The 23,701-nt window shown below is 67.3% G+C and carries 22 protein-coding genes; all 22 read left to right on the top strand.

Translation table 11 applies throughout. The annotated features are described in order from the left end of the window. The first annotated feature begins 227 nt into the window (after positions 1–227). The 22 genes from lysA to murA all read left to right on the top strand — a co-directional run bounded on the left by lysA (position 228) and on the right by murA (position 23,362). Entirely contained in the window at positions 228–1,601 is a 1,374-nt protein-coding gene (gene lysA, locus A5780_RS30680; RefSeq protein WP_064910678.1) for a diaminopimelate decarboxylase, read from the top strand. Beyond that, positions 1,598–2,998 carry a homoserine dehydrogenase gene (locus A5780_RS30675; RefSeq protein WP_063015841.1) on the top strand — a complete coding sequence of 467 codons (1,401 nt, stop codon included), beginning with the start codon at positions 1,598–1,600 and terminating at the stop codon, positions 2,996–2,998. Before lysA ends, A5780_RS30675 begins: the two co-directional genes overlap by 4 nt. Beyond that, entirely contained in the window at positions 2,995–4,092 is a 1,098-nt protein-coding gene (thrC, locus tag A5780_RS30670) for a threonine synthase (RefSeq protein WP_063015840.1), read from the top strand. Before A5780_RS30675 ends, thrC begins: the two co-directional genes overlap by 4 nt. Positions 4,093–4,189: 97 nt before the next feature. Further along, a complete protein-coding gene (gene thrB, locus A5780_RS30665; RefSeq protein WP_063015876.1) occupies positions 4,190–5,149 on the top strand; it encodes a homoserine kinase in 960 nt (319 codons plus the stop codon). A gap of 432 nt (positions 5,150–5,581) precedes the next feature. Further along, positions 5,582–7,585: a transcription termination factor Rho gene (gene rho / locus A5780_RS30660; protein WP_104364089.1), complete on the top strand. Its 2,004-nt coding sequence runs from the start codon at positions 5,582–5,584 to the stop codon at positions 7,583–7,585. Between the two features lie 873 nt (positions 7,586–8,458). Then, complete coding sequence (gene rpmE / locus A5780_RS30655; protein ID WP_030518286.1) at positions 8,459–8,695, top strand: 50S ribosomal protein L31; 237 nt, start codon at positions 8,459–8,461, stop codon at positions 8,693–8,695. Between the two features lie 90 nt (positions 8,696–8,785). Beyond that, a complete protein-coding gene (gene prfA / locus A5780_RS30650; protein ID WP_064910675.1) occupies positions 8,786–9,868 on the top strand; it encodes a peptide chain release factor 1 in 1,083 nt (360 codons plus the stop codon). Then, the gene (prmC, locus tag A5780_RS30645) at positions 9,868–10,767 is read left to right on the top strand and encodes a peptide chain release factor N(5)-glutamine methyltransferase (protein WP_064910677.1); all 900 of its coding nucleotides are present in this window, start codon (positions 9,868–9,870) and stop codon (positions 10,765–10,767) included. The genes prfA and prmC overlap by 1 nt, the downstream gene beginning before the upstream one ends. 71 nt (positions 10,768–10,838) lie before the next feature. Further along, on the top strand, positions 10,839–11,504 hold the full coding sequence (locus tag A5780_RS30640; protein ID WP_036498542.1) for an L-threonylcarbamoyladenylate synthase: 666 nt from the start codon (positions 10,839–10,841) through the stop codon (positions 11,502–11,504). A gap of 11 nt (positions 11,505–11,515) precedes the next feature. Continuing rightward, on the top strand, positions 11,516–12,667 hold the full coding sequence (locus A5780_RS30635) for an MraY family glycosyltransferase (protein WP_030518282.1): 1,152 nt from the start codon (positions 11,516–11,518) through the stop codon (positions 12,665–12,667). 97 nt (positions 12,668–12,764) lie between these two features. Continuing rightward, a complete protein-coding gene (locus A5780_RS30630) occupies positions 12,765–13,142 on the top strand; it encodes a hypothetical protein (RefSeq protein WP_321190243.1) in 378 nt (125 codons plus the stop codon). Between the two features lie 370 nt (positions 13,143–13,512). Then, on the top strand, positions 13,513–14,238 hold the full coding sequence (gene atpB, locus A5780_RS30625; RefSeq protein ID WP_030518280.1) for a F0F1 ATP synthase subunit A: 726 nt from the start codon (positions 13,513–13,515) through the stop codon (positions 14,236–14,238). Positions 14,239–14,308: 70 nt separating this feature from the next. Continuing rightward, complete coding sequence (locus A5780_RS30620) at positions 14,309–14,557, top strand: ATP synthase F0 subunit C (RefSeq protein WP_025347580.1); 249 nt, start codon at positions 14,309–14,311, stop codon at positions 14,555–14,557. A 5-nt stretch (positions 14,558–14,562) separates the two neighbouring features. Beyond that, positions 14,563–15,117: a F0F1 ATP synthase subunit B gene (locus tag A5780_RS30615; RefSeq protein ID WP_064910673.1), complete on the top strand. Its 555-nt coding sequence runs from the start codon at positions 14,563–14,565 to the stop codon at positions 15,115–15,117. Positions 15,118–15,206: 89 nt separating this feature from the next. Further along, on the top strand, positions 15,207–16,016 hold the full coding sequence (locus A5780_RS30610; RefSeq protein WP_030518278.1) for a F0F1 ATP synthase subunit delta: 810 nt from the start codon (positions 15,207–15,209) through the stop codon (positions 16,014–16,016). A 61-nt stretch (positions 16,017–16,077) separates the two neighbouring features. Further along, entirely contained in the window at positions 16,078–17,715 is a 1,638-nt protein-coding gene (gene atpA / locus A5780_RS30605) for a F0F1 ATP synthase subunit alpha (protein WP_064905631.1), read from the top strand. Between the two features lie 54 nt (positions 17,716–17,769). Continuing rightward, positions 17,770–18,738 carry a F0F1 ATP synthase subunit gamma gene (locus tag A5780_RS30600; protein ID WP_063015836.1) on the top strand — a complete coding sequence of 323 codons (969 nt, stop codon included), beginning with the start codon at positions 17,770–17,772 and terminating at the stop codon, positions 18,736–18,738. Between the two features lie 26 nt (positions 18,739–18,764). Then, a complete protein-coding gene (gene atpD, locus A5780_RS30595) occupies positions 18,765–20,213 on the top strand; it encodes a F0F1 ATP synthase subunit beta (RefSeq protein WP_039776817.1) in 1,449 nt (482 codons plus the stop codon). A 6-nt stretch (positions 20,214–20,219) separates the two neighbouring features. Beyond that, positions 20,220–20,594: a F0F1 ATP synthase subunit epsilon gene (locus A5780_RS30590; protein ID WP_030518274.1), complete on the top strand. Its 375-nt coding sequence runs from the start codon at positions 20,220–20,222 to the stop codon at positions 20,592–20,594. 439 nt (positions 20,595–21,033) lie between these two features. Beyond that, positions 21,034–21,456, top strand: a complete 423-nt coding sequence (locus A5780_RS30585) for a DUF2550 domain-containing protein (protein WP_030518273.1) — start codon at positions 21,034–21,036, stop codon at positions 21,454–21,456. Between the two features lie 24 nt (positions 21,457–21,480). Continuing rightward, entirely contained in the window at positions 21,481–22,089 is a 609-nt protein-coding gene (locus A5780_RS30580) for a cob(I)yrinic acid a,c-diamide adenosyltransferase (protein ID WP_063015835.1), read from the top strand. A gap of 10 nt (positions 22,090–22,099) precedes the next feature. Further along, the gene (gene murA / locus A5780_RS30575; protein WP_030518271.1) at positions 22,100–23,362 is read left to right on the top strand and encodes a UDP-N-acetylglucosamine 1-carboxyvinyltransferase; all 1,263 of its coding nucleotides are present in this window, start codon (positions 22,100–22,102) and stop codon (positions 23,360–23,362) included. Positions 23,363–23,701 lie beyond the last annotated feature (339 nt).

The raw sequence follows: 23,701 nt of genomic DNA, 5'->3' as shown, positions 1-23,701 counted from the left end.
ATCCCACGAACTCGGCCTCGGTGTCGGTCCCGGTCGCGGCCGCACGCACCAGCCGCCGCAGCCGATCACGCTCCGACAGGTTGGGGGCGTGGGGGATCTCGGCGTGCCGAGGTCCCGCCGGATGCGCACTCACAATAATTCCTTCCTCACACGATGACCTGACCGACGGCGGTTCACATGCGCTCCGGGGCGGATACGCCCAGCAGCGCCAGACCGTTGGACAGCACCTGACGGGTGGCGTCGACCCCCGCGCGATGATCGACCTGCCCGAAAAGGTCTGGCCCCGCAACGCCTCTCGCGACGCCGACGGCGTGGTGCGCCTGGCCGGTATGCCCGTCACGCAGCTCGCCGCCGAATTCGGCACACCGCTGTTCGTGGTCGACGAGGACGACTTCCGTTCCCGCTGCCGCGACATGGTCCGCGCCTTCGGACCCGGCGCGCGAGTCCACTACGCGTCCAAGGCATTTCTGTGCGGCGAGATCGCGCGCTGGGTGCGTGACGAGGGTCTGCACCTGGACGTGTGTTCCGGCGGTGAACTGGCCGTGGCGCTGCTCGGCGGCTTCCCCGCCGAGCGAATCGCCTTGCACGGCAACAACAAATCGGTCGCCGAGCTGGAGCAGGCCGTCGCGGCGGGCGTCGGGCACGTCGTGGTCGACTCGCTGATCGAAATCGAGCGCCTGGAGTCGGTCGCCGCCCGCGCGGGCGTGGTGCAGGACGTGTTGGTCCGCGTCACCGTCGGCGTGGAAGCGCATACGCACGAATACATTTCGACCGCGCACGAGGATCAGAAGTTCGGCTTCTCGATCGCCGGCGGCGATGCGATGGAGGCGTTGGCCCGGGTCTTCGAGGCGGACAATCTGCGCCTGGTCGGCCTGCACAGCCACATCGGATCGCAGATCTTCGACATCGACGGCTTCGAGATCTCGGCGCGGCGCATGTTGCGACTGCTGCGCGATGCGATCGAGAAGTTCGGCGTCGAGCGCACCGAACAGATCGCGATCCTGGATCTCGGTGGCGGCCTGGGCATTTCGTATCTGCCGAGCGACGATCCGCCGCCGCTGGACGACTTCGCCGCGAAGGTGCGCGACATCGTCGAGGTGGAGGCGGCGCAGATCGGCCTGCCCACCCCGACCATCGCGGTGGAGCCCGGCCGCGCGATCGCCGGCCCCGGCACCGTCACCCTCTACGAGGTCGGTACCACAAAGGACGTCTCGCTCGACGCGGGCGCGCAGCGCCGCTACGTCAGCGTCGACGGCGGGATGAGCGACAACATTCGCCCCGCGCTGTATCAGGCCGACTACGACTGCCGGCTGGTCTCGCGCTCCAGCGAGTCCGCCCCCGTGGTGGCGCGTGTGGTCGGAAAGCATTGTGAGAGTGGCGATATCGTCATCCGGGACACGTGGATGCCCGCCGACGTCGGACCGGGAGACCTGGTTGCGGTCGCGGCCACGGGAGCGTACTGCTATTCGATGGCCAGCCGCTACAACATGCTCACCCGCCCGGCCGTGGTCGCGGTCCGCGACGGGCAGGCGCGGCTGCTGCTGCGCCGCGAGACAGTGGCGGATCTGATGAGCCTGGAAGCGACGGAGGTGCACTCATGACCGAGGCGACGAACCAGGCCCGAGGCGGTGCGTTCGGAATCGAACATCCCATCGGGGTCGCGGTGCTCGGCATGGGCAATGTCGGCACCGAGGTGGTGCGCATCCTGCGCGAGCACGCCGACGACCTGCGCTCGCGGGTCGGTGCCCCGGTGGTGCTGCGGGGCGTCGCGGTGCGGCGCCTCGACGTCGACCGCGGCATTCCGGCCGAGCTGCTGACCACCGACGCCGAAGCACTGGTCGCCCGCGACGACGTCGACCTGGTGGTCGAGGTGATGGGCGGTATCGATCCGGCTCGCAAGCTGATCCTGTCCGCGCTCAACGGCGGCAAATCGGTGGTGACCGCGAACAAGGCGCTGCTGGCCGACTACACCGGTGAGCTGGCCGCGGCGGCCGAGGGCAGCCGCGCCGACCTGTACTTCGAGGCCGCGGTCGCCGGCGCCATCCCGGTGGTGCGCCCGCTGATCCAGTCGATGTCCGGCGACCGGGTGAACCGGGTGGTCGGAATCGTCAACGGCACAACGAATTTCATTCTCTCGGCGATGGACGAGACCGGCGCCGACTACACCGATACGCTCGCCGAGGCGACCCGGCTCGGTTATGCCGAAGCCGATCCCACCGCCGATGTCGAGGGGTACGACGCCGCCGCCAAGGCCGCGATCCTCGCCTCGCTGGCCTTCCACACCCGCGTCACCGCGGCCGATGTCTACCGCGAGGGCATCTCGAAGATCACCGCCGAGGATCTGGAGACGGCGGCGGCGGTCGGCTGCACCGTGAAGCTGCTGGCCATCTGCGAGCGGATGCCCGGCGGCGAGCGGCTGTCGATGGACGGCTCGGCGGTGGCCGCGCCGGGGGAAGCGGGCAGCACGCCCGCCGGTAAGGACCGGGTGTCGGTGCGCGTCTACCCGGCGCTGATCCCGCGGCGGCATCCGCTGTCGTCGGTGAACGGCGCCTTCAACGCGGTGGTGGTCGAGGCCGAGAACGCCGGCCGGCTGATGTTCTACGGCCAGGGCGCGGGCGGCGCGCCGACCGCCTCGGCCGTCATGGGCGATCTGGTGATGGCGGCCCGCAACAAGTTCTACGGTGGCCGCGCACCGGGTGAATCGGTTTATGCTGAGCTGCCGATCGCGCCGATCGGCGACATCCCGACCCGCTATCACGTGAACCTGCAGGTTGCCGACCGCACCGGGGTTCTGCAGGCGGTGTCCGGCAAATTCGCCGAGCACGGTGTCAGCATCTCGACGGTCCGCCAGGAGGGACACGACGAGGGCGCCCGACTGGTCGTGGTCACCCACCACGCACCGGAGTCGGCGCTGGCCGATACGGTGGCAGCACTTGCCGAGCTGGAATCCGTCACGTCCGTGACCAGCGTCTTGAGATTGGAAGGCACCGAGGAATGAGTCAGACAGGAGCGCCGCCGTCGGCCGGGGCCGTGCACACTCCGTGGCCGGGGCTGATCGCCGCCTATCGGGAACGCCTGGCGGTCGGCGCCGATTGGGAGCCGGTCACCCTCTACGAGGGCGGCACGCCGCTGGTGCCCGCGCATCACCTGTCCGAGCTCACGGGCTGTGAGGTGTATCTCAAGGTCGAGGGCCTCAACCCGACCGGTTCCTTCAAGGACCGCGGCATGACCATGGCGATGACCGATGCGAAGGCCCGCGGCCAGAAGGCGGTGCTGTGCGCCTCCACGGGTAACACCTCCGCGTCGGCGGCGGCCTACGCCACCCGGGCCGGCATGCACTGCGCGGTGCTGATCCCGCAGGGCAAGATCGCGATGGGCAAGCTCGCGCAGGCGGTCATGCTCGGCGCCAAGATCATTCAGGTCGAGGGCAATTTCGACGACTGCCTCGAGCTGGCCCGCAAGGTCACCTCGGACTTTCCCGAGGTCGGTCTCGTGAACTCGGTCAACCCGGCCCGCATCGAGGGGCAGAAGACCGCGGCCTTCGAGATCTGCGACGCGCTGGGCAAGGCCCCCGATGTGCACGCCCTGCCGGTCGGCAACGCGGGCAACATCACCGCGTACTGGAAGGGCTACAGCGAATATCACGCCGACGGCCTCACCGCGAGCCGTCCGCGCATGCTCGGTGTGCAGGCCGCCGGGGCCGCGCCGCTGGTCAACGGCGCGCCGGTGAAGGACCCCGAAACCATCGCGACCGCGATCCGGATCGGCGCGCCCGCGTCCTGGAACAGCGCGGTGGCCGCCAAGGAGCAGTCCGGCGGCGCCTTCCGGGCCGCCACCGACGAGGAGATCCTCGCCGCGTACCGCCTGGTCGCGAGCACCGAGGGCGTCTTCGTGGAACCCGCCTCGGCCGCGAGCGTGGCCGGTCTGCTGGCCGCGCGCAAGGAGGGCTGGCTCGATTCCGGGCTCACCGTCGTGTGCACCGTCACCGGCAACGGTCTCAAGGATCCCGACACCGCGCTGCTGGGTATGCCCGCGGTCGAGGCGATCGCGGTCGATCCGGTAGCGGTGGCTCGCGAGCTCGAGTTGGCCTGAGTTGAGTGCGCGCGAAGGTCAGCTCAGTGAGCGGGCGCGGCGAGTCGACCCCGCAGCGCCTTCGTCGGACGGCGCCGAGCGACAGCACGGTGCCGCGGTGACGCGAACCCTGCCCCCCGGAATCACCGTCACGGCCCGGGTGCCCGCCTCCAGCGCCAATCTCGGCCCCGGATTCGATTCGCTCGGTATCGCTTTGGGGCTGTACGACGAAATCGTGGTACGTACCACCGATTCCGGGCTTACCATCCGAGTGGAGGGTGAGGGCGCCGACGACGTTCCTTGGGGCCCTTCACATCTGGTGGTGCGCGCGATCGAACGCGGTCTGGAAGCCGCGGGCGTGTGGGCCGACGGGCTGGACGTGGTGTGCCGCAACGTCATTCCGCATTCGCGCGGGCTGGGATCCTCGGCCTCGGCGGCGGTCGGCGGACTCGCCGCCGCGCGCGGACTGGCCGCGAAATTCGACCCGGCGCTGACGGGTTCGGATGCCGAATTGGTGCAGCTGGCTTCGGAATTCGAGGGACATCCCGACAACGCGGCCGCCAGCGTGCTCGGCGGCATCGTGGTGTCGTGGACCGAATCCGACCGGGCCGGCGAACTCGACGCGAGCAGCTCGGTCGAGCGCTACCAGCGCGTCTACCGTGCGGTGCGGCTGGATCCGCACCCGCGACTGCGCGCGACGGTGCTGATCCCGCAGGAGCGGTCCTCGACCGCGCACACCCGCGGCCTGCTGCCGGAGATGGTCCCGCACGGCGACGCCGCGTTCAACGTCAGCCGCGCCGCACTGTCGGTGGTCGCCCTGACCGAGCGTCCCGACCTGCTCCTGCCCGCGACCCAGGACCGTCTGCACCAGGGTTATCGCGCCGCCGCGCTGCCGCTGACCACCGCCTGGATCACCCGGCTGCGCACCGCCGGACTCGCCGCGATGGTGTCGGGCGCCGGTCCGACCATCCTGGCGCTGGGCACCGGAGAATTTCCGGACGACCTGCGCAAACTCGCCGAGGACGACGGTCTGCGCGTCGTCGAACCCGACATTTCCGCGGGTGTACGCGTGGATTGATGGCGTGGCTGCCTTGCTGACGTGGTCATACAGAGCTATCCTGAGCACGTCCGTACATCGTGCGCGTCAGACGCCGGTGCTTCATCAGGGCAATCGCTCCAGCAGGCTCCTTGCTCAAGCTCGGTGGCTCGGGGGCTCGAATCACTCGGGACTTCGACCTCGACGTCGAGGACAGCGACTGGAATGATCACTCCCACTCAATGAACCGGTGGCCGTGACCAGGTGGTGATTCCATCGGTCCGGCGGGGCAGGCGATACGGCATCCGAGCTCGGCACAGTGATCGGGCTTCGGGACGAACCCTCGAATATGCACACGGCAATCGAGGGAAGGAAAGGATCTCCGTGACAGATACGGACCTGCTCGCGACACCCGGGGTGGACACTGCAAATCCCTCGGACGGCCGCGAAAGTGACTCCGGACAGATTTCGAAGATGAGCGAACACACCGACGTCGCACGATCGGGGCTGACTGGAATGTTGTTGCCGCAGTTGCGTGCGCTTGCCGGAGAGCTCGGTATCCGAGGCACATCCGGAATGCGTAAGGGCGATCTCATCGCCGCCATCAAGGAAAATCAGGCTTCCGCCGGCGCCGGCAAGTCCGCGCGTGGTGGCCGGGGTGATGCGAAATCCGCCGAAGCGGACTCGGGCGTCGAGTCCGTCGCGAAGTCCGCGTCGAATGCCGGCGCTGCGACCGAATCCGGCGCGGCGGCGAAGACGGACTCCCCCCAGACCTCCGAGAACGCCGCCGAGTCCACCGGCAAGGGCCGCGCCAAGAACGATGCGCCGAAGGGCACCCGCAACGGTGCCGCGCGCGGTCAGCAGCAGACTCTCGACGGTGTGGGCGCCGAGAACGCGTCCGCCAAGGCGGAAACCGCGGAATCGGCTGCGCGCCCGGCCGATTCGGGTGACGAGTCCGGCCGTGACGGCGGCCAGCGTGGCCGCGGCCGCCAGCGTCGTGGCCGCGACCAGCGTGGCGAGGGCGGCGACAACCGTGGCGACAACCGCGGTGGTGAGGTTCGCGCCGAAACCAAGACCGAACCGAAGGCCGAGGGCGGCGACGCCAAGGCGGATCAGGAGTCGGGCGATCGTCGCCGCGACCGCAACCAGTCCGGCGGTCAGAACCAGGCCGGCCAGAACGGCGCCGCCCGCGGTGGCGACCGTGGCGGAGACCGTGGTGGCGACGACGAGGAAGGTGGGCGCGGGCGCCGCGGCCGCCGGTTCCGGGAGCGCCGTCGTGGCGGGCGTGACCGCGAGGGCGGCGAGGGCCGCGAGGTCGAGATCCGCGAGGACGACGTCCTGCAGCCGGTCGCCGGCATCCTCGACGTGCTGGACAACTACGCGTTCGTCCGCACCTCCGGCTACCTGGCCGGCCCGAACGACGTCTACGTGTCGATGAACCTGGTGCGTAAGAACGGCCTGCGCCGCGGCGACGCGATCACCGGTGCGGTGCGTGCTCCGCGCGAGGGCGAACAGGGCAACCAGCGGCAGAAGTTCGATCCGCTGGTGCGGCTGGACACGGTCAACGGCTCGGATGTCGAATCCGCCCGCCGCCGGCCGGAATTCAACAAGCTCACCCCGCTGTACCCCAACCAGCGGCTGCGGCTCGAGACCACGCCGAACAAGCTGACGACCCGCGTGATCGACCTGATCATGCCGATCGGTAAGGGTCAGCGTGCGCTGATCGTGTCGCCGCCCAAGGCGGGTAAGACCACGATCCTGCAGGACATCGCGAACGCGATCGCCACCAACAACCCCGAGTGCTACCTGATGGTGGTGCTGGTGGACGAGCGTCCCGAAGAGGTCACCGATATGCAGCGCTCGGTGCGCGGCGAGGTGATCGCCTCCACGTTCGACCGTCCGCCGAGCGACCACACCTCGGTCGCCGAACTCGCCATCGAGCGGGCCAAGCGCCTGGTCGAGATGGGGCAGGACGTCGTCGTGCTGCTCGACTCGATCACCCGGCTGGGTCGTGCGTACAACAACTCCTCGCCGGCCTCCGGTCGCATCCTGTCCGGTGGTGTGGACTCGACCGCGCTGTACCCGCCCAAGCGGTTCCTCGGCGCGGCTCGCAACATCGAGAACGGCGGCTCGCTGACCATCATCGCCACCGCCATGGTGGAGACCGGTTCCACCGGTGACACGGTGATCTTCGAGGAGTTCAAGGGCACCGGTAACGCCGAGCTCAAGCTCGATCGCAAGATCGCCGAGCGCCGCGTGTTCCCGGCCGTCGACATCAACCCGTCCAGCACCCGCCACGACGAGCTGCTGATGTCGCCCGACGAGATGGCGGTCATCCACAAGCTGCGCCGGGTGCTCTCGGGCCTCGATTCGCAGCAGGCGATCGACCTGCTCATCGACCGTTTGAAGAAGTCGAAGAGCAACGTCGAATTCCTGATGACGGTCTCGAAGACCGCGCCGGGCGCCTTGGACGAATAGGAGAGCAGTACATCTCTCCGTGCCCGGTGCGCACCCGCAGGTGCCGCTCGGCTCGCGATAATGCGGCCCCGCTTCGGCGGGGCCGCATTGCTGTCTGCGGGAACCGTCCACGTCGATGATCGCGTCGCCGGTCGGCGTGTGGCGGGGTCGGCGCATAGAACAGCAGGCCGATCACCGCGGCGCCGGTGATCAGGCAGATCAGAATCAGGGCGGTGACGCCGGTGATGGACCCGGTGGAGACCGAGGTCGCGGCGAATTCGTAGGGCCGATCCGGTCCGGCGGGCGTCGCGACGGTCGCGCGGGGCGGGGTGCCGGAGGCGGTCAGCCACCCGGTGACGACAAGTACGCCCAGCGTGGCCAAGACGGTCGCCGCGCCGATCTCCTTCGCATGTCCGTGGCCCGGCACCGGGCGGATGGTGCGATCTCCCAGGCGGCGGTCTCCGGGGCGGGGCTCGCCGACGGCGGGGGCGCGCGATCTCCTACTCGCCCCCCGCGCGGTGTGGAAATTCACTGCTGTCCCTCGGATCGTCGGCTCGATTGCCATGGGTCTTCTTCCTGCAACGAATCTACGAACAAAGGTGTTCATATTCCCGAGTAGCCGACTACTCGTTTTCAGGGTGGCTCGAGAACCGCGAGTTCGCGTGCCGTCAGTTCCTTGGGGTGTGCGGCCTTCCGGGGCGCGCCGATGCCGGAACAAATCCGGTGCGGGGTGCGTTGTGAGTGCGTATCGGCGGTTCTGGCATACTGGACCGTCGGTGCGTCTGCGATCGGCAGACCATCCCGCCTAGTCGGTTCCGGTTCACGTCCAGCACGGCAGCACGGCAGATACAGCCGTGGGCCGGGGCGACCCGGGGCCAGATCGAGAGGACACCCATGAAGGCAGGAATCCACCCGGCATACGTGCCGACCACCGTTGTCTGCGGTTGCGGCAACACCTTCCAGACTCACAGCACCAAGGAGTCGGGCCACATCACCGTCGAGGTCTGCTCGCAGTGCCACCCGTTCTACACGGGCAAGCAGAAGATCCTCGACACCGGCGGTCGCGTCGCCCGCTTCGAGGCCCGCTACGGCAAGCGCGCCAAGAAGGCCGAGGGTTCGGAAGCCAAGTAGCTGCCCCGCCAACGCCCGTCCTGCATTCGCAGGCCGGGCGTTGGTGCGTTTATAGGTGACCGAAAGCTCCCAGCAGGAGGCATAACCGCCATGGCCGACAAGATCACGGCCCCATCCGCCATCGACGACATTCTCGCCGAGCACGCCGGCCTGGAAACCCAGCTGTCGGATCCGGCGCTGCACAACAATCCCGGTGAGGCCCGTCGCGTCGGTAAGCGGTTCGCCGAATTGGCGCCGATCATGTCGACCTACACCAAGCTCACCGCGGCCCGCGACGATCTGGCCGCGGCCCGGGAGCTGGCAGCCGACGACTCGTCCTTCGCCGCCGAGGTGCCCGGCCTCGAACAGCAGGTCGAGGAACTGGAGAAGACGCTCACCGATCTGCTCGCCCCGCGCGATCCGCACGATGCCGACGATGTCGTGCTCGAGGTGAAGTCGGGGGAGGGCGGCGAGGAGTCGGCCCTGTTCGCCTCCGATCTGGCTCGCATGTACATCCGCTACGCCGAACGCCACGGCTGGAAGGTCGAAGTACTCGACGCCAACGTGTCCGACCTGGGCGGATACAAGGAGGCGACGCTGTCGATCAAGAGCCGCGAGCCCAGTCGCGACGGCGTCTGGTCCCGGCTGAAGTTCGAGGGCGGGGTCCATCGCGTGCAGCGTGTGCCGGTCACCGAATCACAGGGGCGCATCCACACCTCGGCGGCCGGCGTGCTGATCTACCCCGAACCCGACGAGGTCGAACAGGTCCAGATCGACGAATCCGATCTGCGCATCGACGTCTACCGCTCCTCCGGTAAGGGCGGCCAGGGCGTCAACACCACCGACTCCGCGGTCCGCATCACGCACCTGCCCACCGGGATCGTCGTGACCTGCCAGAACGAGCGTTCGCAGCTGCAGAACAAGATCCGTGCGATGCAGGTCCTCTCGGCGCGGTTGCAGAGCCTGGCCGAGGAACAGGCCGAGGCCGACGCGGCCGCGGGCCGTGCCTCACAGATCCGCACGGTCGACCGCTCCGAGCGCATCCGCACCTACAACTTCCCCGAGAACCGCATCACCGACCACCGCATCGGCTTCAAGGCTCACAATCTGGATTCGGTGCTGGACGGCGAACTGGACGCGCTGCTGGACGCTTTGGGCGAAGCCGATCGCACCGCCCGGCTCGCGGCGGAATGATGCCGGATCCGGGTGAGGCGGGCAAGCAGCGGCTGCCGCTGCGACCCGCGATCCTCGACGCGGCCCGCACGCTCGCGGCGGCCGGGGTGCACAGCCCGCAGATCGACGCGGAATTCTTGGCCGCCTTCGTCCTCGAGGTCGAGCGTTCGCGCCTGGCGCTGATTCCGATGGTCACACCGGAACAGCTCGAACGGTTCCACAAACTGGTGGCTCGCCGGGCCGAGCGGGTGCCGCTGCAGCATCTGACCGGCGCCGCCTCCATGGGTGAGGTGGATCTGGCGGTGGGCCCCGGCGTCTTCATTCCGCGACCGGAGACCGAGCTGATCTTCGCGTGGGCGCTGGCCCAGCTCGAGGCCGCCGGCCACGGGCACCCCCCGATCGTCGTCGACCTGTGCACCGGATCGGGCGCGCTGGCCCTGGCGATCGCCAACGCCCGTCCCGACGCCGAGGTGCACGCGGTCGAAATCGACGCCACCGCAAGGCAATGGGCGCAGCGCAACGCCGAACGGCAAGCAGCGCAGGGAGATACGCCGATCGTTCTGCATGCCGGCGATGTCACCGACGCGCACGTGCTGGCCGAGCTGAACGGCCGCGTCGACGTCGTGGTCGCCAACCCGCCCTACATCCCCACCGGCGCGCGGCTGGATCCCGAAGTGGCCGAACACGATCCGCATCTCGCGCTGTTCGGCGGCCCGGACGGACTCGAGGTGATCGCCCCGATGGTCGCCACCATCGCGCGGCTGCTGCGGCCCGAGGGCGTGACCGCCGTCGAACACGACGACTCGCACGGTGCCCAAGTCGCGGCGTTGTTCGCCGGGCACGGCGGATTCTCCGACATCGTCGAACATCCGGATCTGGCCGGCCGGCCGCGCTTCGTCGCCGCGCGTCGCACTCGCTGACGCACGGATTGCCGAGAATTTGCGCGAAGCCGGGCAACGTGCCGTGAGACACATTCAATAGACTCACCGCCGTGAGTACCGTCTACGACTGCTCCGATCCCGATTCTCGTGCCGCCGGATTGACCGCCGCGCGGACCACCTTGAAATCCGGACGGCTGGCCGTCATCCCTACCGATACGGTCTACGGAATCGCCGCGGACGCGTTCGATTCCACGGCTGTGGCCGGTCTGCTGGCGGCCAAGCGGCGCGGGCGCGACATGCCCGTGCCGGTGCTGGTGGGCTCGTGGAACACCATCGACGGACTCGTCTTCTCCGTGCAGCCGCAGGCACGGGATCTGATCCGTGCCTTCTGGCCGGGCGGGCTGAGCCTGGTCGTGCAGCAGGCGCCCTCGCTGGCCTGGGATCTCGGCGACGCCCGGGGCACGGTGATGTTGCGCATGCCGCTGCACCCGATCGCGCTGGAACTGCTGCGCGAGGTCGGCCCGATGGCCGTATCGAGCGCGAACGTCTCCGGGCAGCCGCCCGCCACGACGGTCACCGAGGCGCGACACCAGCTCGGGAACCAGGTCGGCGTCTACCTCGACGGCGGCCCGGCCGAACACGGCGTGCCCTCCACGATCGTGGACCTGACCGGCGACCGCCCGCGGGTGCTGCGGGCCGGCGCGGTGACCGTCGCGCAGGTCGCCGAGGTGCTGGGCATGGCGCCGGACGAACTCTCGCCCGAGACCACCCGCTGACGGCCCGGTAGATGGTTTTCAGTCAGGGTGCGGTCGTCCCGCTGCGCGAGCTGCTTCTGGTGCTGCTCGTGTCCGCGGTGGTGACGATGTTGTCCACCGGCGGAATTCGGGTGCTGGCCATCGGTTTCGGCGCCATCGCGGTGCCACGTGATCGTGATGTGCATCTCGAGCCGATTCCCCGCATGGGCGGGGTCGGCATCTATCTGGGCGTACTGGCCGCGGTGCTGTTCGCCCACCAGCTGCCGGCGCTGCGCCGCGGTTTCGACTACCCGCGCGACATTCCGGCCGTGCTGGTCGCGGGCACGCTGATCGTCCTGGTCGGCATCGTCGACGACCGCTGGGGCCTGGACGCGCTGACGAAGTTCGTGGGCCAGATCTCGGCCGCCGGGGCGATGGCCGTGATGGGCCTGAGCTGGGTGGCCATCTACAACCCGTTCAGCAACACCACGGTCGTGCTCGACCAGCTGCAGGGCTGGGTGGTCACGGTGGCCATCACCGTCACCATGATCAACGCGATGAACTTCGTGGACGGCCTCGACGGTCTCGCGGCCGGGCTGGGGCTGATCGCCGCGGCGGCGGTCTTCGTGTTCACCGTGGGTTTGCTCTACCAGCAGGGCGGTGCCACCGACGGCTATCCGCCGGCCCTGCTGGCCGCGGCGCTGGCGGGCGGATGTCTGGGATTTCTGCCACACAATTTCCACCCGGCGCGAATATTCATGGGCGATTCCGGATCGATGTTGATCGGTTTGATGCTCGCCGCCGTGTCGACCGGCGCGTCCGGCCGAATTCCGCTCACCGGATACGGGCCGCGCGACATCGTGGGTCTGCTGTCACCGCTGTTGCTGGTGGGAGCGGTGATGTTCATTCCGGTATTGGATCTGGTGCTGGCAATCGTGCGTCGCGTGCGCGCGGGTGTGAGTTTCTCCACTCCCGACAAAATGCATTTGCATCACCGTTTGTTGCAGATCGGCCATTCGCACCGTCGCGTGGTGTTGTTGATCTATCTGTGGGTCGGCGTGCTCGCATTCGCGGCCGTCGGAACCTCTTTGATGGACCGTCGCGTGGTGGTTCTGCTGTTCGCGGCGGGTTTGGTTTTCGCCTTGGTTGTGACGGCCGTCCCATCGCTGCGCGAAGTGGTCGGGCTCCGCGGTCGCCGCAAGTAAGGAACGGGTAAAGTGGCTCGACGTGAGCACGGCACCCGAATTGCACCCCGACGCGCCACTACGAGCAGCGCTGCGTTACGGCATCGCCGGATTGTGCGTGCTGGTGGTGGTTTCGGTCGTCGCCGGCTCGGTCGTCGCGGGCTGGGCCGGTTTCTGGGGCGCGCTCATCGGATCCGCGATCGGTGGTTTCTTCATTCTCACCACGGCCGCGCTCGTGCTGTTCAGCGCGAAATTGGATTCCGGCATTCAGGGCATGGTGATGCTGGCGAGCTGGATCGGCAAAATACTGGTCGTGATGATCGTGGTCGCGATCTTGCACCAGTTCGATTTCTACAGCCCCGGCACCCTCTTCCTGACCGTCGTGGGCGCGTTGCTGATTGTTCTCGGAGCCGAGACGTACGGGCTTCTGCGCCAACGTGTTCCGGTGATCGACCCGCCCGCGGGCTCCGCCGACCAAGATCGTTCGAACGTGTGAACAAGACCCCCTACACGTTGTCGTAGATACCTTGGTAAACTCTTTACCGTAAGCATCCGAACCAACGGGGCCGACCGCATCGTCGCCGGTGCGAGAGGTTATGCTTGCTGCCGTGCCGGTCCTTCGGTGAGAAGATCCGGCCCTGCACCGTCGACGATGTCGCCGACGTACAGACGCCACGGCGGGACTTCCCGCGCAGCTGCTGACGAACTTCGAGCCGACCTGAGTCGACCCACCTGATCGTCAATGTCCGATCGAACCGCGAGATGGAACATGTCTCGCGGCCCGAACACGGGAGAGAACGCTGAGCGTCACCACTTTGGCGGGCGAGTTCCACGCGCCTTCGCTGCAAGACTTCTTCCCTCCGGCTGTGCTGTTCGAGGGGACGCCTTTCGAGCTCGACCGTTTGATGCTCATTCGCATCATCATGGCGGCAGTCCTGGTCGCGGTCATGTTGCTCGCATTCCGGAGCCCGCGCCTGGTGCCGCGCGGACTGCAGAACGCCGCGGAAATCGGTCTGCTGTTCGTTCGGGAGCAGATCTGCGAAGAGGTGCTCGGCAAGGAAAGTGGCCGCCGGTATTTCCCGTTGATCGCCACGATCTTCTTCACGGTGCTGTTCCTGAACTTCTCCAGCGTCATCCCGTTCTTGAACATCTCCTCGAACGCACGCGTCGGTATGCCGTTGGTGCTGGCGGTCATCGCCTATATCGCCTTCAACTACGTGGGTATCCGCAAGTACGGCTTCTGGAAATACATGCGCTCGTCCATCGTCGTGCCGAATGTTCCGGTCGCGCTGCACGTGCTGCTGATTCCGATCGAGTTCATCTCGACCTTCATCCTGCGTCCGTTCACGCTGACCGTCCGACTCATGGCCAACATGCTGTCCGGTCACATCATGCTGGTGCTGTTCTTCAGCGCCACCCAGTTCTTCCTCTTCGACGCCGCTTCGTGGATGAAGATCTTCTCGCCGTTCTCCTTGCTCGCGGGATTCGGATTCACCCTGTTCGAACTCCTGGTGATCTTCCTGCAGGCCTACGTGTTCGCGCTCCTGACGGCCGTCTACATCGGCCTCGCGCAGCACGCCGACTCGCACTGACCGCACGACCGCACAAGAACTGCCCCACCGGCCGCCGGGCGGGTGGGCAACAGAAAGGGAAAGAAATCTCATGAGCCTCTCCTACGTGGCCGCCGAACTCGCCCAGACCTCGGATCGGGTCAAGGGCTACGGCGCTATCGGTTACGGTCTGGCCGCGATCGGCCCGGGTGTCGGCGTCGGCATCGTCGTCGGTAAGGCGATCGAGGGCATCGCCCGTCAGCCTGAGCTGCAGGGCACCATCCGGACCAACATGTTCCTGGGTATCGCGTTCACCGAGGCCCTCGCGCTGATCGGCCTCGTCGCCGGCTTCATCTTCTGATTCCGATGAACAGCATGTACTTGCTCGCCGAGAATGCAGAGGACAAGAACCCTCTGATTCCGGAGCCATACGACATCGTCTGGTCGGTGGTGTGCGTTGTCGTCATCGGGATCCTGTTCTACAAGTACGTGGTTCCTCGATTGACGAAGGTGCTCGACGAGCGCTCGGAGAAGATCGAAGGCGGCATGGCCAAGGCCGAGGCCGCACAGGCCGAGGCGCAGGAAACCCTGCAGCAGTACCAGCAGCAGCTGGCCGAGGCTCGGCTCGAGGCCGCGTGCATCCGTGAGGAAGCGCGTACCCAGGGCCAGCAGATCCTCGCGCAGTTGCGCTCGGAGGCTCAGGCCGAAGCCGATCGCATCGTCTCCGCCGGAAACGCGCAGCTCGACGCGCAGCGTCAGCAGATCGTGACCGAGCTCCGGTCCGAGCTCGGCCGCACCGCGGTCGACCTGGCCGAGAAGATCATCGGGCAGTCCGTGGCGGACGAAGCCAAGCAGGCGGCGTCCATCGATCGGTTCCTCACCGAGCTGGATCAGAAGGCCGGCATCGGGGTCGGAAGGTAACCTGCGCCTGAGAGGTCTTGTCGGTGACGCAAGTCACCGGCGCCCGACCACTCCGGGCCCCGGAATTCAACACAGTGAAAGTGGGAAGCATGTACGCAGCGAGCCGCGAGGCGAGTTCCCGTGCGAGGGAAGCTCTTTCGGCCGCACTCACCGGGAGTGACTCCGTCGCCGCCACGACGGGCTCCGAACTGTTCGCCGTAGTCGCCGTGCTCGACGACCAGCGTTCGCTGCGTGTGGCGCTCGCGGATAAGTCGGTGTCGAGTTCGGTGCGTGCCGAACTGGCCGAACGCGTGTTCGGCGGCAAGATCAGCGCGGCCACTCAGGCCGTGCTGACCACTGCCGTCGCCCAGGACTGGTCTCGGACCCGAGACCTGGTCGACACCCTGGTGCTGCTCGGGCAGGAGGCGCTGTTACGCGCCGCGGCCGACCGCGGACGTATCGACGCCGTCGAGGACGAGTTGTTCCGGTTGGGCCGCACCGTCGAAGACAACCCGGATCTGGAGCAGGCACTCACCGATCGCGGTAAGCCGGCGGCCGCCAAGCGCGACCTGCTGGCGCGGCTGCTCGCCGGGAAGGTCGAAGACGTCACCATGCAGCTGGCCGAGCAGGCGGTCGGCCGGTCGCGCGGTGATGTCGGCGTCGCCTTCGACCAGCTGTCCGATCTGGCGGCGTCGCTGCGCAAGCAGATCGTCGCGCACGTTCGTTCGGCGACGGCCCTGACGCAGCAGCAGCGGGAGCATCTCGCCGCATCGCTGCAGCGAATCTACGACAAGCCGGTCACCATCCACGTGCAGGTCGATCCGGCACTGCTGGCCGGTGTCGTCGTGCGCATCGGCGACGACGTCATCGACGGCAGCGCCGTCGGCCGACTGCAGCGCCTGCGCCAGGCCCTGGCCTAGCCGAGCCCCCGAGCCCGGCACCCACCCGACATTCCAGACCACAGCGAGAGCAGGAAGAACCATGGCGGAGCTGACGATCTCCCCCGATGAGATCCGTAGCGCGATCGAAAGCTACACCCAGAGCTACACCCCCGAAACCTCCATCGAGGAAATCGGCACGGTCACCGACACCAGTGACGGCATCGCGCACGTCAGCGGCCTGCCGTCGGCGATGACCAACGAGATCCTCGAATTCCCCGGCGGTGTGCTGGGTGTCGCGTTGAACCTCGACCCCGACGAGATCGGTGCGGTCATCCTCGGTGAGTTCGACGGCATCGAAGAGGGCCAGCAGGTCCGCCGCACCGGTGACGTGCTCTCGGTGCCGGTCGGCGACAAGTTCCTGGGCCGCGTCATCAACCCCCTCGGCCAGCCGATCGACGGCCTGGGCGAGATCGAGGCCGACGAGCGCCGCGTGCTGGAGCTGCAGGCCGCGACCGTGCTGGAGCGCCAGCCGGTCGAGGAGCCGATGGCCACCGGCATCACCGCCATCGACGCGCTGACCGCCATCGGCCGCGGCCAGCGTCAGCTGGTCATCGGCGACCGCAAGACCGGCAAGACCGCGGTCTGCATCGACGCCATCCTGAACCAGAAGGCCAACTGGGAGTCCGGCGATCCGACCAAGCAGATGCGCTGCATCTACGTCGCGATCGGCCAGAAGGGCTCCACCATCGCCGGCGTGAAGTCCGCGCTCGAGGCGCACGGTGCGATGGAGTACACCACCATCGTCGCGGCCCCGGCCTCCGACTCCGCCGGTTTCAAGTGGCTCGCGCCCTACACCGGTTCCGCGCTCGGCCAGCACTGGATGTACCAGGGCAAGCACGTCCTGATCGTTTTCGACGACCTGTCCAAGCAGGCCGAGGCCTACCGCGCCATCTCGCTGCTGCTGCGTCGCCCGCCGGGCCGTGAGGCGTACCCCGGTGACGTCTTCTACCTGCACTCCCGTCTGCTGGAGCGTTGCGCGAAGCTGTCCGACGCGATGGGCGCCGGTTCGATGACTGGTCTGCCGATCATCGAGACGAAGGCCAACGACATCTCGGCGTTCATCCCGACCAACGTCATCTCCATCACCGACGGCCAGGTCTTCCTCGAGTCCGACCTGTTCAACAAGGGTGTGCGTCCGGCCATCAACGTCGGTACCTCCGTCTCCCGTGTCGGTGGCGCCGCGCAGACCAAGGGCATGAAGAAGGTCGCCGGTTCGCTGCGTCTGGAGCTGGCCTCCTACCGCGAGCTGGAGGCGTTCTCCGCCTTCGCCTCCGACCTGGACGCCGCCTCGCTGGCCCAGCTCGAGCGTGGTGCCCGCTGGGTCGAGCTGCTCAAGCAGGACCAGTACTCGCCGGTCGCCGTCGAGGACCAGATCGTCTCGATCTACCTGGTCGACGCCGGCTACTACGACTCGGTGCCGGTCGGCGACGTCCGCCGCTTCAACTCCGAACTGCTGGAGACGCTGCACCGCGCCGCGCCGCAGGCCTTCGAGTCGATCGCCGGTGGCAAGGTCCTCGAGGGCGAGGCCGCCGACGCGATCAAGACCGAGACCGAGCGCTTCAAGCAGGGCTTCCTGGCCTCCGACGGCAGCCGCGTGGTCAACGAGGCCGAGGCCGGCGAGCTGGACCACGAAGAGGTCGAGTCGCTGTCGGTCACCCGTAAGCACGTCGAGAAGTAAGCCGGGTCCGACGATGCCTACGAATTCGATACGCGAAGGGAGTGTGAACCGCTGATGGCGAACTTGCGTGAATTGCGCTCCCGTATTCGTGGCGTGAGCTCGATCAAGAAGATCACCAAGGCCCAGGAACTGATCGCGACCTCGCGAATCAGCAAGGCCCAGGCCCGGGTGGCCGCCGCGAAGCCGTATGCGGAAGAGATCACGAAGGTGCTCGGCGAATTGGCCAGTGCGTCCTCGAATCTCAACCACCCGCTGCTCACCGAGCGGGCCACTCCGCGCCGCGCCGCCATCCTGGTGATCACCAGTGACAGCGGTATGTGCGGTGGCTACAACTCCAACGTGCTCAAGCGCACCGAGGAGCTCATCACGACGCTGCGCTCCGAGGGCAAGGAGCCGGTGCTGTACGTGATGGGCAACAAGGGCCTGACGTACTACACGTTCCGCAACCGGCCGCTGGCCGGTTCGTGGACCGGGTTCTCGCAGCAGCCGCACTACACCGACGCCTCGGCCGCATGCCATCACCTGGTGGATGTGTTCATGGCGGGTTCCGAGACCGAGGTGGAGGCTCCGGGCGGCGGGACCATGGAGGGCGTGGACGAGATCCACATCGTCTACACCCGCTTCGTCTCGATGCTGTCGCAGGTGCCCGAGGTTCGCCGGCTCGCTCCGATCCAGGTGAGCTTCATCGACGAGAACTTCGAACTCGGCGAGGACATGCTCACCGACTCGCCGGACGCGAAGATCACCTCGCTCTACGAGTTCGAACCGGATGCGGACAAGCTGCTCGGCGCCCTGCTGCCGAAGTACATCAACACCCGCATCTACTCGTCGTTGCTCGAGGCCGCGGCCTCGGAGTCGGCCGCGCGCCGCACCGCAATGAAGGCTGCCACCGACAACGCCACCGAGCTGGTCAATACCCTGACCCGCCAGGCGAACTCGATCCGGCAGGCGAACATCACGCAGGAAATCAGTGAAATCGTCGGCGGCGCGAACGCGCTGGCTGCGTCCTCGGATCGCGACTAAGCCCTAGCCCCCATGGAAGAGAACAAATGACCGCAGCTGTCACGCAAGAAAACGCAAGCCGGGCGGGCGCTGGCACAGGCCGCGTCGTCCGGGTCAACGGCCCCGTTGTGGACGTCGAGTTTCCGCGCGGCGCCATCCCAGATCTGTTCAACGCGCTGCACGCCGACGTCACCCTGCCGTCGGTGGCCAAGACGCTGACCCTCGAGGTCGCGCAGCATCTGGGCGACAACATCGTCCGCACCATTTCGATGCAGCCGACCGACGGCCTGGTCCGCGGCGTCCCGGTGTCCGACACCGGCAAGCCGATCTCGGTTCCGGTCGGCGACGTCACCAAGGGCCACGTGTTCAACGCCCTCGGCGACTGCCTCGACACCCCCGGCCTGGGCCGCGACGGCGAGCAGTGGGGCATCCACCGCCAGCCGCCGGCCTTCGACCAGCTCGAGGGTAAGACCGAGATCCTGGAGACGGGCATCAAGGTCATCGACCTGCTGACCCCGTACGTGAAGGGCGGCAAGATCGGTCTGTTCGGTGGTGCCGGTGTCGGCAAGACCGTTCTGATCCAGGAGATGATCACCCGTATCGCGCGTGAGTTCTCCGGTACGTCGGTGTTCGCCGGCGTCGGTGAGCGCACCCGTGAGGGCACCGACCTCCACCTGGAAATGGAAGAGATGGGCGTCCTTCAGGACACCGCCCTCGTCTTCGGCCAGATGGACGAGCCGCCGGGCACCCGTATGCGCGTCGCGCTGTCCGCGCTGACCATGGCGGAGTACTTCCGCGATGTGCAGGGCCAGGACGTGCTGCTGTTCATCGACAACATCTTCCGCTTCACCCAGGCCGGTTCCGAGGTCTCGACCCTGCTGGGTCGTATGCCTTCGGCCGTCGGTTACCAGCCGACCCTGGCGGACGAGATGGGTCAGCTGCAGGAGCGCATCACCTCGACCCGTGGTCGTTCGATCACCTCGATGCAGGCGATCTACGTCCCCGCCGACGACTACACCGACCCGGCGCCGGCGACCACCTTCGCCCACCTGGACGCGACCACCGAGCTCTCCCGCCCGATTTCGCAGAAGGGTATCTACCCCGCCGTCGACCCGCTGACCTCGACCTCGCGAATCCTCGAGGCCTCGATTGTCGGCGAGCGGCACTTCGCGGTGGCCAACGAGGTCAAGCGAATCCTGCAGAAGTACAAGGAACTGCAGGACATCATCGCGATTCTGGGTATGGACGAGCTCTCCGAAGAGGACAAGGTCCTGGTCGGCCGGGCGCGTCGTCTGGAGAAGTTCCTCGGCCAGAACTTCATCGTGGCCGAGAAGTTCACCGGTCAGCCGGGTTCGGTCGTGCCGCTGGAGCAGACCATCGACGACTTCGAGCGGGTCTGCAAGGGCGAATTCGACCACCTGCCGGAGCAGGCGTTCAACTCCTGCGGTGGCCTGGACGACGTCGAGGCGGCCGCGAAGAAGATCGCCGGGAAGTAGTCCACCATGGCGGATATGTCAGTTGATCTGGTCGCCATCGAGCGGCGGCTGTGGTCGGGAACGGCGAGTTTCGTCAGCGCCCAGACCACGGAAGGTCAGATCGGTATTCTGCACGGCCACGAGCCCGTACTCGGCCAGCTGGTCGAGGGCGGCATCGTGACCATCGACAGCACCGAGGGCGAGCGGATCGTCGCGGCCGTGCACGGCGGTTTCTTCTCGTGCACCGGTGAGGCGGTCCGGATTCTCGCCGAATCGGCGGAATTCGCGGGCGATATCGATCTCGACGCCGCCCGCGCGGTCCTGGCCGATCCGAATGCCTCGGAGCAGGAACAGAACGCGGCGACCGCGCGAATTCGCGCGGTGGAAGCGATGAGCGCCTGACGCGAACGCCTCAGGGCGACAACGGAATAGCGCAACCGTGTGGCGGTCCGGATCTCCGGGCCGCCACCCGGCGTTTCTGCCGGAATTTCGCTGGTGATGAATCGGCCACACCCTCGCCGGGGTGACCGTCCGGGGGTGCGCCCTCCACCCTGTCCTGAGCGCGACCCGATGCCGGCGGGCGAATACGAGACCCATCGTGAACCCGCGCACAGCCAACCCTGACGGGCTTCGAATGCCCTTGCGCGAGTGTGCCTCTGATCACCTTCCTCCGGATCGGCGAATCGGCCGATATCCTCGTTTGTGGAACGGATGTACCGGCTGTGTGCCGCGGCGCCCTGGTTTGTAGACTCGCTGCGGGAGCGGCCTTGTTCGGGGATGGCACGGCGCTGGCGACGGCACAGGGGCGAAGCGAAGGGACGGACCTGGATTGCGGACCGGGATGGTGCTTCTGATCATTCTGGTGCTGCTGCTGGTCGGCGTAGCGCTGGTGTCGCTGTATCGCCTGATCATGTTGCGCCGAGGTGGAACCGCGGCGATTCTGCGCGTCCTTCCGGCGCAGGGTGGTCAAGGGTGGCGGCACGGCCTGATTCGCTACGGCGAATCCCGGCTCGTCTTCTACAAGCTCACCAGCCTGAAGGTGGGACCGGATTCGACCATCCGGCGGCTGGGCATCGAAGTGGTCGATCGGCGTTCTCCGGTGGGCGACGAGTACGACATCATGACCGACGACATCGTCGTGATCGCGGTCTCCGACGGTGACGGCAGCTATGAACTCGCCCTGGATCGGCCGGCGCTGACGGCATTCCTGTCCTGGGTCGAATCGCGGCCCTCCGAACGCATCCGGCGCCGACCGGGACGTTGACCCAGAAGTAGGTGGTCACCAGCAATGAGTGTGCATCTGACCAAGATCTATACCCGGACCGGAGACGACGGCACCACCGGTTTGAGCGACTTCTCCCGGGTTCCGAAGACCGATCCGCGGCTGGTGGCCTACGCCGACTGCGACGAGACCAACGCCGCACTCGGTGTGGCTCTCGCCCTCGGCCGACCGGAATCGCGCATCGCCGAGGTGCTGCGCCAGGTGCAGAACGATCTGTTCGACGCCGGCGCCGATCTGTCCACCCCGGTCGTGCCGGATCCGAAATATCCGCCGCTGCGGATCACCCAGTCCTATATCGACCGGCTGGAACGCTGGTGTGACGAGTTCAATGCCGAACTTGCTCCGCTGAATTCGTTCATCCTGCCCGGCGGCACGCCGTTGGCCGCGCTGCTGCACACGGCCCGCACCGTGGCGCGCCGGGCGGAACGCGCGGCGTGGGCGGCGGTGGACGCACATCCGGACGACATCAGCGTGTTGCCCGCGAAATACCTCAATCGGCTGTCCGATCTGCTGTTCATCCTCGGCCGGGTGGCCAACCCGGACGGCGACGTGCTGTGGCGGCCCGGGGGATCGGAGACCGGCGGACCGGCCGCGACCGACCAGCCCTCCCGTTAGGCTGGCCCCCGTGAGTGAACGGTTTCTGGTGACCGGGGGCAGTCGGCTGGTCGGCGAGGTCGCAGTGGGTGGCGCGAAGAACAGCGTCCTCAAGCTGATGGCCGCCGCCCTGTTGGCCGAAGGCACGACGACGATCACCAACTGCCCGGACATCCTCGACGTACCGCTGATGGCGGAGGTTCTGCGCGGTTTGGGCTGCGATGTCACCGTCGACGGATCGGTGGTCGCCATCACCACCCCGGCCGAGCCGAAGTATCACGCCGACTTCCCGGCGGTGACGCAGTTCCGCGCCTCGGTCTGCGTGCTGGGGCCGCTGATGGCGCGGTGCAAGCGCGCGGTCGTCGCGCTGCCCGGCGGTGATGCGATCGGGTCCCGTCCACTCGACATGCATCAGGCCGGTCTGCGACTGCTCGGCGCGACCAGCGAAATCGAGCACGGCTGCCTGGTCGCGCGCGCGGACGAGCTGCAGGGTGCGCGCATCCGGCTGGATTTCCCGTCGGTCGGCGCGACCGAGAACATCCTCATGGCCGCGGTCCTCGCGGAGGGGGAGACGGTGATCGACAACGCCGCGCGCGAACCCGAGATCGTCGACCTGTGCACCATGCTCACCCGGATGGGCGCCCGCATCGACGGCGCAGGCACCTCGGTGCTCACCATCTCCGGCGTGCGCAAACTCGCGCCCACCACCCATCAGGTGATCGGTGACCGGATCGTGGCCGCGACCTGGGGAATCGCCGCCGCGATGACGAGGGGCGACGTGCGCGTCACCGGCCTGAACCCCAAGCACCTCTCGCTGGTGCTGGACAAACTGCGTTCGGCGGGTGCGCGAATCACGTTCGAACCCAACGGTTTCCGGGTGGAACAACCGGAGCGGCCGCGCGCGGTGAACTTCTCCACCCTGCCGTTCCCGGGCTTTCCCACCGATCTGCAGCCGATGGCGATCGGCCTGGCGACCATCGCCGACGGGACGTCCATGATCACCGAGAACATCTTCGAGGCGCGCTTCCGTTTCGTCGAGGAGATGATCCGCCTGGGCGCCGACGCCCGCACCGACGGCCATCACGCGGTGGTCCGGGGCATCCCGCGGCTGTCCAGTGCGCCGGTGTGGTCGTCGGATATTCGCGCCGGCGCGGGTCTGGTCCTCGCGGGTCTGGTCGCTGACGGCGTCACCGAGGTGCACGACGTGTTCCATATCGACCGCGGCTACCCGCACTTCGTGGAGAACCTGCGCTCGCTGGGCGCCGAGGTGGAACGGGTCGGCACGCCGGCGTAGTCGGGCGTACATCCGAAAGACCTTCCTGACCAGGCGATTTGACATAGAATCAACCGCCACGTAACTTATTCCAGGTCAGAGCGACACGGACACCAACCCCGGGCCGAAAGGCAAGGGGACAACGAGGTAGTACGGGGAGCGCCTGACGATCACACTGGTTCGACCGAGACCCCGATTTGGTTCGGGTCCGATGGTTGAGCTAAGCTGGAAAAGTTGCCTCGCCGATCGAACAGATGAAAATCTGGGAGATGGTGATTGCGTGTGTTCTTTGAGAACTCAATAGTGTGTCGATGAATGTCAGTGCCAAATATTTATTTTGGTTCCGTTCATCCTCCCCCC

It is taken from the genome of Nocardia sp. 852002-20019_SCH5090214, from assembly GCF_001665865.1.
GTDB classification, from domain to species: Bacteria; Actinomycetota; Actinomycetes; order Mycobacteriales; family Mycobacteriaceae; genus Nocardia; species Nocardia nova.
This window is presented reverse-complemented; position numbering and strand designations above follow the sequence as displayed.